Here is a 12274-nt window from a genome sequence, read left to right on the forward strand (position 1 = left end):
GGGAGATGCAAAATTTTTTGCACGCGCAAACAGTCCCAGCTCCAGCCGGGGCTGGAAACAGGGACTGCCTTCATATCTCCTCTATGTGTCTGTACGGACTGCTCAACGAAACAATTAAGATTTAGCCGCCGCTTCAAGCTCCTTGATCTGCGCCTTGTATTGAACGAGCAGCTTGGCGAGCGCGTCCTTGATGGCCGCCTCGTCCTTGGACTCCACGGCGTCATGCAAAGCGATGTGGGCCTTCATAAACGCAATGGCGGACTCGCTTGCTTCCTTGCTGACAGCAATGCTCACAGTTTTGGAATGCTCTGAGTCGCCTGCCGCCGCCGGCTCAGTCTTAGCCGCCTCTACCTTCAGGTCCCCCAGCTTGGAGATGATGACCTTGGCAGGTCTGAGCGCCTTGGCCTCATCCACAGGTTTGGCTTGTTCCGCCGCTTCGGATTTCACCAGCTCCTTGATCTGGCCCAATACCTCAGCTTTGTCCAATTCCAGGATCTGGCCTGGCACCTCGGCTTTATCGAACACCTTGATCTGACCCGGCACATCGGCCAGCTCCAGATCCTTGGCCTGACCCAGCACCTCGGCCGCCTTGTCCTTCAGCTTATCCAGGATTTCGATCCGGATCTTCTCCCCCGGAATTGCCGCTGCCGGCTGAAGCGTCTCCGTAACCGGAGAAGCTTCGCCCGCTTTTACTTTCGCTGCATCTTCCACCGGAACCGCTTTGATTATGCTGAAGAAGCGTTGGCCTTCTCCTGCCACCTTTTTGAACTGCTCCAATGTCTGCTTCCAGTCCTCTACGGTGTCCGGCGCATATTTTTGGGCCAGCTCGACCGGATCTGCAATGGCGGATTTCATAACCGCTCCCTTGATTGCCGGTATCGCAGCTACCTTGGCTGGAACATCGGAAGGAACCTTGGGCTGTTCACTCGCGTCTGCATTTGTTACGGCCGGGGCCGCTACGGCGGACATGAGCAGCGCAGAGGCGACCGTCTTTTTAAACCATGCGTTTCGAATCATTGATTCAGCACTCCTTTAATTCGGATATGGTGTTACATGTCCCAGTCTACGGAACGATTGTGGCAGCCCGCGGGAGAAATTATGGAAAAACAATGGCAGAGCTCCATACGCAGGCGCCCGCTTGATATACTGGAGATGAATTTCCAATCCGGGAGGTACATGGGATGAACAACAGTTACGTCATCGCCGTGGTCGATGATGATGTACATATAAGGGATCTTGTCGAGGCGTATTTACAAAAAGAAAACTACCGCACGATTGGCCTCGGCAGCGCCGAGGAAGCCTGGAATCTATGGCGGACGTCACCGCCGGACATGTGGGTCCTGGATATCATGCTTCCGGGCATGGACGGCTACGAATTTTGCCGGCGGATCCGGCAGGAGGCGGAAGTGCCGATCATCATGATCTCGGCCAAAGACAACGAGGTCGATAAAATATTGGGCCTGGAGCTGGGCAGCGACGATTACCTCGTCAAGCCATTCAGCCCCCGCGAGCTCGTCGCGCGTATCAGACGGCAGCTCCAGCGCTGGTACAAGCTGAGCGGATCCGGCGATGCCGCAGCGGGCCTGTCCCATCCGGCCCGGATCGAAACGGGCGGGCTGCAGCTGATCCCCGACGAACGGCGCGTATTCTGGCACGGGGAAGAAGTGGACATGACCAGCAAGGAGTTCGCGATGCTGCAGGTGCTGGCCGAGCATCCGAACCGAGCCTTCACGCGGGATGAGCTGCTGACCCGGGTCTGGGGCGACGACTATTTCGGCAGCGACCGGGCGGTCGACCACTTGATCAAACGGATGCGTAAAAAGCTGGAACATGTGCCGATCGAAGCTATCTGGGGACATGGCTACCGGTTAAGACATGAGGGAGGCGACATTCACGATGAAGCTCGTGCATCAGATTAATTTGGCCTTCGGGATCGCACTGCTGCTGGTCCTGTCCGTTACGGCCGTGGTGATCCATTTCGTCCTGCTGGACCACCTAATCGGCTCCCAGAAGGAGGACCTGAAGGCCATGGGCGCCGTCATATCCGCCAAGCTGCGGGTCGACAGCATTCAAACCGTTGCGGCGGAGCTGTCCACAGCCCCTGCCCTGCCGGTTAAAATGGCGGAAACCAGCGGAGTTGCGGCCATTTTCACGGATATCCAGGGAAAAAGCATGCCCGTGACCGCCCCGAATCCCGCCATGAGGATCGCCGAGGCCGTGAAGGGCGTCTCCGGCGAGCAGGCTTTCAAGGACATTGTAGAGGGGACGGACAAAAGGTTTATCACATCCGTAAGCATCGTGCCCCAGGGGACGCTTACCCTGCTCACGCCGGTGAGCCGGGTCAAGTCGATTGAACAAGCGCTGCTGAAACGGCTGCTGATCATTTTTGGCGTCGGAGGCGCGTTCATGGTCGCGTTCAGCTTGTTTATTACAAAGAAGCTGATCCGGCCGCTCATGAGCCTGCAGGAGGAGCTGATCAAGGTCAAGGAGCGCCGGTTTTCCGAGGTTCGCTTCATCAGAGCTGGGGGCGAGATCGGTTCCGTAGCGGAGTCCGTGTATGACATGGCCGGGGAGTTGGACCGGTTTAACCATGTGCAGAAGCAGTTTTTCCAAAACGCGTCGCATGAGCTGAAAACCCCGCTGATGTCCATCGCGGGTTATGCGGAAGGCATTCGTGACGGGGTATTTGAAGGTGAGCGCATCCGCAAAGGCCTCGATATCATCATCAGCGAAAGCGGCAGGCTCAAGAAGCTGGTGACGGAGATGACCCTGCTCGCAAAACTGGACAGCGAAGAGGACGTATTCCGCAAGAACGCTGTGTCCTTGAAGGAACTGATCACCGAAGCTTCGGAACGCATGAATCCGCTGCTGGTCAAGAAAGGGATCCGGCTGCAGATCGATTACGCCCCGCCGTCCGGGCCGTTCGAGGTCGTGGCCGACCGGGACAAGCTGCTTCAGGCGCTGCTGAATGTCATGTCCAACGCTGCCCGCTATGCCGTTGAGCAAATGAATGTACACGCCAAGGTCTTGGAGGGTCGGATCGAAATGACCATCAGCGACGACGGGCCCGGCATTCCGGATAAGCTTCTCCCTTTTCTTTTCCATCGGTTCGTAAAGGGCAAGGACGGGGAGTCCGGCCTGGGGCTGGCGATCTCGCGGGCGATTGTGGAGCGTTGCGGCGGGATCATTGCCGCAAGCAACCGGCAGGAAGGCGGGGCTGTGATCTCGATGAGCTTTCCGGCAGCTCCAACGGCTGCAGGGTCCAATACAAAAATGCCCCCTGGAAACGGACCCGGTAAACCTTAAGGTTCATCCAAAATCCATGCCAAGGGGCCATCGGGATCGAATCATTTGAACCAGCCCTTCTCTTTAAAACGCGTGATGGCTTCCACCCGATTCGTGACTTGAAGCTTATCCAGAATGACGGAAATGTAGTTCCGGACCGTTCCTTGCGTGATATCCAATTGACTGGAGATTTCCTTTGTGTTCTTGCCATCGGCAATGAGGCCGAGCACGTCCTTTTCCCGTGGGGTAAGCGGGTTCTCCTCACCGGACGCATCGTCGACGAGCTCTGTCGCATAAATCCGTCTGCCCGCCATGATACTCCGAATGGAACTTGCCAATTCTTCGCTGGGGCTGTCTTTTAACAAGTATCCATATGCCCCGGCCTTGATGGCCCGCTCGAAATAGCCAAAGCGTGCAAAGGTCGTCAGAATCATCACCTTGCAGCCGCTGCCTTTCAGTTCCTCGGCCGCTTCCAGACCGCTTTTTCCCGGCATTTCAATATCCATGATACAAACATCCGGCTTCAGCTGCTGAACCAGCTTCACGGCATCCTCGCCGTTGCTCGCTTGGCCCACAACCTGCATATCGTGTTCCAGATTGACCAGCGAGGCAAGCGCGCCCCGCACCATTCGTTGGTCCTCGGCTATAACGATTCGGATCATATGATGACCTCCTTATCCGGGTGTTTAACAGCGTTCGGCACTTTAATGATCACCTTCGTGCCCGGATCGATGCCCGCGGCGATTTCCATACTGCCGTTTACGAACTCCAGCCGTTCTTTCATTCCGCGCAGACCGCTTCCTCTGACCAGGGCCGAGTCCGTCTGGATTCCAATCCCGTTGTCGATGATCTTCATCGTCAGCTCGGTTGCAGACGACTCGATGACAATCGAGCAGACGGTGGCGCCGCTGTGTTTGACTACATTCGTCACCGCTTCTTTCAGGCACATGCTCAGCACATTTTCAACCAGAAGCGAGGTATTGCTGAGTATCGGGTCTCCTGCTATAACAAATTCAATCTCGGCCGCCTTAAGGATCTGCTTGATGCGGAACATCTCATCTTCGAGGCGCGTGCCGCGCATCTGCGTGACCAAGTCCCGCACTTCTTTCAAAGCATTTCTTGCCGTTTGACGCACATCGTTGATCTCGGACTGCGCTTGAGCCGGGTCTGTGCTGATTAATCTGCCGGCCAAATCGCTCTTCAGCCCGATAAGGGACAGCTTCTGACCGAGCGTATCATGAAGGTCGCGGGCAATCCTTTGACGTTCCTCCAGCTTCACCAGTTCGGAAATCCGCTTATTCGCATCCTCCAGCTGTACCTCAAGCTTCCCTCGTTTGTTCCGATAGTATGTGGTGACAGGCAGCAGAATCACCGCGATCAGACTGATCAGAACGAACGGGATTTGGGTAATCATGACGGGATCCTGCGTCACATATTCATAATTCACCGTAACCATTGTCGTAACGAGGTGAATCGTATACAGCGTAACGAATCCAACCCGGTGATGAATATTTCCGATAAAGAACGCAACGAAGAGCGCGAAATAGACATATCCGAAGATCAGGGTCATGGCCAAGGATATCAGAATCTGAATGGACGTCCAAAAATACAACCACCAGCCCTTGGATACAAACGACAACACATAGCAGCCGAAAAACGCCAGAATCATCAGGGTGCCAAACACTACATGAACCGTGGACGAAGAACGAAATATGAAGTAAAAAGGGAAAATATAAAAGATGACCCATACATAAGGACTCAGTCCTGTGCTCCTGTGAAAAATTTGGTACCATTTCTGCAAGGCCGATGCCCCCCGACGTGCGAACGATAGTTTTTCCTTGTAGTTTATCATAAACGCCGGATAACAGCGCTATTCCCCTTGTATGCTTGCTCTGCTGGCTTTGATCGGTTTAGCTCCACGCTCGGTTTGCTGCCGACCAAGTTTGATCTGCTTAAAGCTGACAAATGTTTTGTTCTCCTCATCCCACAGCCGGAATTTAAGAGAGGCCAAGCTCGTCGCAAGCGTAATTGTCGTAGCCTTCTGAAGCGGCGGCGTCGAATTATGCGCCTTCTCCAAATTGTAATTGGGCACCTTCGGGCTCAAATGGTGGACATGATGGAAACCGATATTGCCTGTGATCCACTGCAGCACCTTGGGCAGCTTGTAGTACGAGCTTCCTTCCACCGCAGCTTTTACGTAGCTCCATTCGTCCTCATTTTCAAAGTAGGAATCTTCAAACTGATGCTGCACGTAAAACAGCCAAATGCCCAGCATCCCGGATACGAATAAAATCGGGAGCTGTACCATCAGGAACGCCTCCCAGCCTACCGCCCAGCACATCACTGCATACAAACCGACAATCGCTGCATTCGTCACATGGGTGTTGATGCGTTCCTTCCGCTTCGCTCCTTTACGGTTAAAACGGTACGATATGACAAACACGAAGATCGGCCCGAGTCCGAGCATAACAACCGGGTGGCGATAGAAACGGTAAGCGAGTCTCCTCGTCCATGACGCCGCGGCATATTCATCCACGGTCATCACCCACATATCGCCGATCCCCCGTTTATCCAGGTTGCTGCTCGTGGCATGATGAATGGAGTGCTCGTTCTTCCACTGCTGGTACGGAACAAGCGTCAGAATCCCCGTAATCATACCGATGATTTCATTGGCCCGCCGATTCTGAAAGAAAGAATAGTGACAGCAGTCGTGAAAAATAATAAAGGTCCGAATGGCGAATCCGGAAGCAATCAGGGTTATAGGAATTGTTATCCAATATGATACGGATAAGCTTAAATATGCGGCGTACCAGAGTAATAACAGAGGTCCTAAGGTTGTCACGACCTGTATGATGCTCGATTTCGTATTGCTTTTCTCATAGGGGGCCATTTCTTTTTTTAGATTGGTGACCTTGGTTTGTGTTTTCATCTGTCTTCCTCCCTGAATGAAGCATGCCGTCATACTCGGGGCTTCCGAGGACGTCTTCTAGCCTAAGTATAGAAAACCAGACCGTCACCGAGTAGTCATGAACATCAGGTAGGGAGTATGACAAACGTCATATGAAATAGTACATCTCCTCTTGCGAAGAAACGACCCGTAGGCGGGTGTCACCTCGGGCTCCATGTGAATAGGTTATAGTATTAAATTCAAATATGGAGGTTCCCCATGATTACGAATGGACATCCGTACGGGCCGTGCTGGCAGCCATGCGTGGACCCGTATGCTTATGCTTACAACCAGCGATCCTCTTATCCATACGCCCTTCCCTATACGTGGCCCCAGTACGTTTATCCGGTTCCTTATCGCACGTACTACGCATACGACACAAACGGGCAGCTCAACTCCTATCCTTATCCGTTTGCTCCTATCACTCCACAGCCGTTCCCCTATGATTGGAACCGGGTTGAACCTACGCCCCAAGGCTACAAATTCAAGATTAATCCTGCTACCGAGAAAACGGAGCTGGCAAAGCCCGAGAATACGGCAGTCAAACCTGAGGCCGTAAAGGAAGCTCCCGTGAAAAGTGAAGCGGCCAAAAGCGAACCCGTCAAGGAAAAGGCCAAGAAAGAGGAGCCAGTGAAAAGCGAAGCCGTAAAGGGTGAGCAAAAAGCCGAATCCACCAAAGGGATTCAGATGAACACCTCCATGGAAATCGGCGGCAAGCACGGCGTTGGAGTTAGCGCCAGCGGCCAGATGGACAGCACCGGCGTCAGCACCCAAGCCGGCACACATGTCGGCGGCGAATCTTACGGACTTGGCATGCAAGGTGAAGCCGGGGTAAGCGGCAGCCACGGCCTCAGCTTCGATACCGGCGCCCAATTGGGTGGCAAGTACGGCCTTGGCGTCCATGCCGACGGTCATGTCGGCATCAAGCAGGGAATCGGCTTGAATACGGAAGCCCAGCTTGGCGGAGATCACGGCATCGGTGCCTATGTGAACAGCCAGGTTGGCGGCGGGCAAGGGGCCGGCGTCAGCGCAGGTGCGCATGTGGGCGGCGATCACGGTCTCGGGGCTCATGCCGGGGCGCAAGTTGGCGGCGGTAAAGGTGTCAGCTTTAAGGTCGGCGGCAATGTCGGCAGCCATGACGGCGAGCTCGGCCTGAACTTTGGAGGCTCCGACAAGAAAAAATCCTAACGTTTTGCGAGTATAGCGGGAGGCCCATGGGCCTTGCCGCTTTTTTTATGTGGGGTCCGGTCCCTTCGCTGCCTGGTCCGGGAAAGTTTTCTTCGAGCGGCACGCTGTTCACGTATCCTTACGCCCGCTTGGATCGTTATTCTGGTAGGGAGATGTATCTTCTCAGCCCATTCGCTATGAACTGACTATAAAGGAGGTGTTCCCTTGATCATTGAACATGGTGCAATCATGCTGGAACTGCAGATTGACGGATTTGGCGGCCCCCAGACGTTACACCCTACGCTTGTTTGGGACGGACAAGACGCGGTGCTGATCGATACCGGTACGCCCGGCCAGTGGGGGCAGATCCGGAACGAAATGGAGCGGCACGGCGTTCCGGCAGAGCAACTGCGGGCCATATTGCTGACCCATCAGGATATCGATCATATCGGCAGCCTGCCGGAGATTCTGGAGGAAGCCGGATTCCGCATCAACGTATACGCCCACCCGTTGGAGAAGCCGTATATCGAAGGCGAGCTCCCATTAATGAAGGCCACAATGGAGCACATGGCCTGGCAGCTGGAAGGCTTGCCGGAAGGTGAGCGCACGCAGATTGTCTCCTTCCTGATCGCCAACCTGCCTAAGGGCAGAGTTGATCACACGCTGGAAGACGGGCAGGTGCTGCCCTATTGCGGAGGAATCGAGGTGATCTATACACCGGGACATACGCCGGGACACCTCAGTCTGTATCTGCACCGGAGCCAAACGCTGGTTGCCGGGGATGCGATGTTGAGCGTTAACGGCAAGCTGATGGGACCTCACCGCCCTTCTACGCCGGATATGGACGCGGCGGTACGTTCGCTGCAGAGGTATCTGAATTACGAAATCGAGAACGTCATTTGTTATCACGGCGGATTCGCCCGCGGCGCCATTCGGGCTCAACTTGAAGCGCTGGTGGGTATAGACTGAGCCTCATCGGCTGGAACAAAAAAGCTGCCGGAATATTCCCGGCAGCTGCTTCTGCATGTTCTATAGTGTTTATACGATCAGATGAGGCCTGACTTCTCCAGCAAACGCTGAAGGATCTCGGCCGTTTCCGCTCGGGTAATCTCTTTTTTCGGCTGCAGCTGAGCGCCAAAGCCGTTCAAGAGCTCGTTCTGAGCCGCTTCGGCCACGGCCTGAGCCGCCCAGCCCGACACAGCCTGGCTGTCTGTAAATGCGGACAATGCTTGGCTTAAGCCTTCCTGATCGGCACCGGATTTCAGGCGGGCCAGCTTACCGGCCCGGTTGAACATGACCAGCGCCTCCTCACGGGTGATCGTATGACCGGGACGGAACGTGCCGTCGCTGTAACCGTTCACGATACCGTATCTTTGGGCGAGCGTGACGGCCTCTGTATACCAGTCGCCCGGCTTCACATCGGCATAGCTGCTTGATTGGCCTCCGCCGGCAAGCCCTAACGCGCGGACCAGAATGGCCGTAAATTCTGCGCGGGTAGTCGTATGGTCAGGATTGAATCGGCCATCCCCCGTTCCCTGCAGAATCAAGCGGGACGCGAGGTTTTGTACGACTTCTTGGATATGCCCGCTTACATCGCTGAAGCTTGTGCTGTAGCCAACCAAGGCGAACGTACCGCCTGTTACGCTGCTCATGACCGCACTGCGGCTGCCGTTCTCTCCGGTCAACCGGGTGGGCACCGGATGCACGGTTCCGTTCTCGTCCAGCATGACTCCCGTGGACACCATACCTTCACCTGCTGCCGGAATCGGCAGGACGTGCTGCACATAAGTGCTGTACGGGCTAACGTTCAAGGTTTGACCCTGGAACGAAGCGGCAATCCGGAAATCGACCGGTCCGGTCACCAGCTGAAGCCCCATCTTTTGGGCGGCTGCCTGCAGCTGTGCTGCCTTTGCCGCTTCATACCCGGCGATGGTGATCTGGACGTTCATGCCCGTAACATCACCTGAAGCTTGGAAAATCCGGGTTAGTCTTGACGTGCTGATCTCAGAAACAGGAATCTGATAGCTTCCGTTTGCGGTTTGGATCACCAGCTGACTGGCGCCGTTTTCCAGAGCCCTCAGCGATTCTGCTGTCAGCCCCACCGTCGTTGTATTTGCCGCCTGCATGACCGGAATGGTGACGGATTGTCCCGGTCCCGCCTGGCTCAGCATAGCCTGCAGCTTTGACGAATCAAGGACCGCCGTTACGGACGTCTGCCCGTTATTGGTAGAAGTCGTCGTTTGAAGCACACCATCGTAAGACTTACCGTTCACCACGATCGGCGAAGGAACGCTGGCAGCCGAATTTCCCGAAGACGCTGGCGTGGTTGAGCCGCCAGTGCTGCCGCCGCCGTTATTCGATCCGCCGCTGCCGCCCGAGCTATTGCTGCCACCGTTACTTCCACCGCCGTTAGATCCGCCGTTATTGCCGGAGCCATGATCCCCTCCGCCGGAGCCGCCATCTCCACCGGAGCCGTTATCTCCTCCTCCGCCGTTTCCGTTATCGCCACCGCCACCCGGAGGAGTTACCGGCGCCCATACCGCATAGAGCGTTATATTTTCCGAGCCGACCGAAATGGTGTCGCCTTCCTTATACAGCGTGCCGCTTCCGTCCGAATGCCGGCTCCATCCGGCAAAATCGTACCCATCCTTCTTAAGGCCGCCGGCGTTCCCCTGAACGGTTACGCTATCCTCAGTACCATAAGCTTGCCCGTCCACAGGGACTACGCCTTCTGTGCTGCCATTACCGTTGTAGGTCACTGTGTACTGGCCGGGACCCGGATCGGAGGGATTCTCGTCCGAGACCGTTACCGGACTGAAGCGAATCGCCTGGTTGCTTTCGATCATGGACATGCGATGCGAATAGAGGAGGTAATTTAGGGACAAGCCCCGAGCGGCTTGAATGCCGATCGTTGAAGCCTCGCCGTCATCGTATTCGCCGTTTTCTATCGTGATGTTCGGATACTGATATTGCACATCCCCATTTTCGAATAGAATCGCCTGGAACGTAATCGGGGCATCGGCGTTATAAAAATACATATTGTTCCATTGTACGATAAACTTCCGGTCCCCTTCCTCCCCAATCGTTTTCGTTAGGATTTTGGAGTTTGGGTCGGTAGGATTCAGCCTCAGACCGGATACATAGGCCTGCAGAGCAGGCGGTGCATCTACATCTGGATAATTCTCTGGACCCGGAGTGGAATAATTGTCAAAATAAATTCCTCCGTTGATATCGATCCAGATCTGGCCATGCTTCTCCCCATAAAACGGAAATTCGAACGGAAGTTCGACCTCCTTGGACGTATTGTAGGTTTGCCCGCCGAAATCGACCGCCTGTCCATCGTCCGCATTCAAGCTCTCGTCCATCCCATTCAGTTGTTCTACGGTGTACGGGACAAGAGGATCAGCGTCTACTTCAAAGTAAGTATGGATCTGGTTGCCCTCGAGCAGCGTTTTACTTGGGAAACGGTTCACCCCGGTAACCGGCTTCACCAGAGCCGATCCATAAGGGTCACCGTCAACTGAGGCCTCCACAAGGTAAGGTCCGCCCTTCGGCAGGTTTACCTTATAATGGACCATGTGTGTTTCTTCATCGTATTTAAATCCTTCATCGCCTTCGCCTACGGAGGTCCCGAGGCTGTCTATGCTCGCCACCAGCACTCTCAGGTCGTCCACCGATCCGGGTGCAGCAGGGATATCCCCTTCGACGGTCGCCATTGGGCTCCACGTATAATCGACGCTGTCCACAACCTCTTCGCTGTTTTCATTGCCGGGAGCCGCCGCCACACTTGTGCTATCCTCTTGGGGTACATCGGTGCTAATCGATTCGATACCGATTCCAGGCAAACCCCCAGGCTCCCCGGAGTTCCCGGGAATCGGATCGCCTTGCCCCGCATCTCCGGTTTCACTTCCGCCAGTGCCGCCGGTTTCTCCGGAATCCGAGCCTACAGTTCCCTCATTGCCGCTGCTCGTGCCCCCGGTCGTGCCGTCGCCGACTTCGCCGCTAGGGTTGCCCGGCTCTTCAATGCCGCTATCCGCTCCGCTCGATCCGCCGGTGCCGCCAGAGGCCTCAGGGGATGCTCCATCCCCTTCCGAACCGCTGCCGTTCATTTTAATCGTCTCCACCCGGAATGTAATTGGACGCGGGTCATCCAGATCAACGTGCGGAATCCATGGATTTTCGTACGGATTAATGGAAATGACGAAAGGCTCATTCGGAGGGTTCTCGCTGGTCTCCTCGTGCAAAAGGTCTTCCTGATCGCTATAGGAGCTAACCCTCAGCTTGTATCCCTCGCCATAATCGTTGTCGCTAACATAAAAAACAAACGGGTCCTCCTGCGGCTCCACTGCAATTTCGGCAAATGCCGCCACCGGGTACAGCTGCTGCAGGCCGAACATAAGCACGGCTCCCAGACTTAGCTTTCTTAATCGGTGCATTTCCTATCTCTCCTTGCTCTTTCAGATATGAAAATTGTCCCAACCCCAAGCCGGCATAAGTCTTTCCGTCTAGGTCTTTTGAATCGGGATCAAAAAGGCATCCCTATCGTAGCAAGGCAAACAGGCACCAACAATTAACGAAAGTTAACTGGGCCGCCAAAATTCGATATTTTTTTCTATCCGGTCGTACCCCCATTCTAAAAACTATCCATTTCCGTAACCGGTACCATTAAACAGACGCCAAAAGGCATTCCCTGGCCGATATTTAGCCTCAAGGAATGCCTTTGATTAAGGAGCATGTAGGTTAGAAAAACAAAGGAGTGCAAAAAATCCGCTCTATGACAGCCGGTTGTCGAACGATGCCATGCATCCGATTACAGCAACGCCGGAATGAAACGCAGCCTCTTTTACAGCCTAAGAGCTAGCCAATCAATCCACC

9 protein-coding genes are annotated in these 12274 nt (G+C 54.9%); 4 read left to right on the plus strand and 5 right to left on the minus strand.

Annotated features, from left to right (window positions below):
• Positions 1-114: 114 nt before the first annotated feature.
• On the minus strand, positions 115-1017 hold the full coding sequence (locus MKY74_RS02485; protein ID WP_076173069.1) for a hypothetical protein: 903 nt from the start codon (positions 1015-1017) through the stop codon (positions 115-117).
• A 164-nt stretch (positions 1018-1181) separates the two neighbouring features.
• Here MKY74_RS02485 and MKY74_RS02490 point away from each other — a divergent pair, with 164 nt between their 5' ends.
• A complete protein-coding gene (locus MKY74_RS02490) occupies positions 1182-1919 on the plus strand; it encodes a response regulator transcription factor (protein ID WP_076173070.1) in 738 nt (245 codons plus the stop codon).
• Positions 1897-3306 carry a sensor histidine kinase gene (locus MKY74_RS02495; protein WP_076173071.1) on the plus strand — a complete coding sequence of 470 codons (1410 nt, stop codon included), beginning with the start codon at positions 1897-1899 and terminating at the stop codon, positions 3304-3306. The genes MKY74_RS02490 and MKY74_RS02495 overlap by 23 nt, the downstream gene beginning before the upstream one ends.
• Positions 3307-3347: 41 nt before the next feature.
• Here MKY74_RS02495 and MKY74_RS02500 read toward each other — a convergent pair whose 3' ends face one another.
• From MKY74_RS02500 to MKY74_RS02510, 3 genes are all read right to left on the minus strand, one after another.
• Positions 3348-3947 (minus strand): response regulator transcription factor, encoded by a 600-nt coding sequence (locus MKY74_RS02500; protein ID WP_076173072.1) that lies wholly within the window; start codon positions 3945-3947, stop codon positions 3348-3350.
• Positions 3944-5086, minus strand: coding sequence for a sensor histidine kinase (locus MKY74_RS02505; RefSeq protein WP_076173073.1), 1143 nt, complete (start codon positions 5084-5086; stop codon positions 3944-3946). The genes MKY74_RS02500 and MKY74_RS02505 overlap by 4 nt, the downstream gene beginning before the upstream one ends.
• A 69-nt stretch (positions 5087-5155) precedes the next feature.
• A complete protein-coding gene (locus MKY74_RS02510; RefSeq protein WP_076173074.1) occupies positions 5156-6214 on the minus strand; it encodes a fatty acid desaturase in 1059 nt (352 codons plus the stop codon).
• A gap of 237 nt (positions 6215-6451) precedes the next feature.
• Between MKY74_RS02510 and MKY74_RS02515 the strand changes: the two genes are divergently transcribed.
• Both MKY74_RS02515 and MKY74_RS02520 read left to right on the plus strand, forming a co-directional pair.
• Positions 6452-7420: a hypothetical protein gene (locus MKY74_RS02515; protein WP_076173075.1), complete on the plus strand. Its 969-nt coding sequence runs from the start codon at positions 6452-6454 to the stop codon at positions 7418-7420.
• 204 nt (positions 7421-7624) lie between these two features.
• Positions 7625-8368, plus strand: coding sequence for an MBL fold metallo-hydrolase (locus tag MKY74_RS02520; RefSeq protein ID WP_208629344.1), 744 nt, complete (start codon positions 7625-7627; stop codon positions 8366-8368).
• Positions 8369-8445: 77 nt separating this feature from the next.
• On the opposite strand, the gene MKY74_RS02525 is transcribed toward MKY74_RS02520, so the two are convergent.
• Positions 8446-11835 carry an S-layer homology domain-containing protein gene (locus MKY74_RS02525; protein ID WP_076173076.1) on the minus strand — a complete coding sequence of 1130 codons (3390 nt, stop codon included), beginning with the start codon at positions 11833-11835 and terminating at the stop codon, positions 8446-8448.
• Positions 11836-12274 lie beyond the last annotated feature (439 nt).

The organism is Paenibacillus sp. FSL R5-0378 (assembly GCF_038009285.1).
Lineage (GTDB): Bacteria > Bacillota > Bacilli > Paenibacillales > Paenibacillaceae > Paenibacillus_AQ > Paenibacillus_AQ favisporus.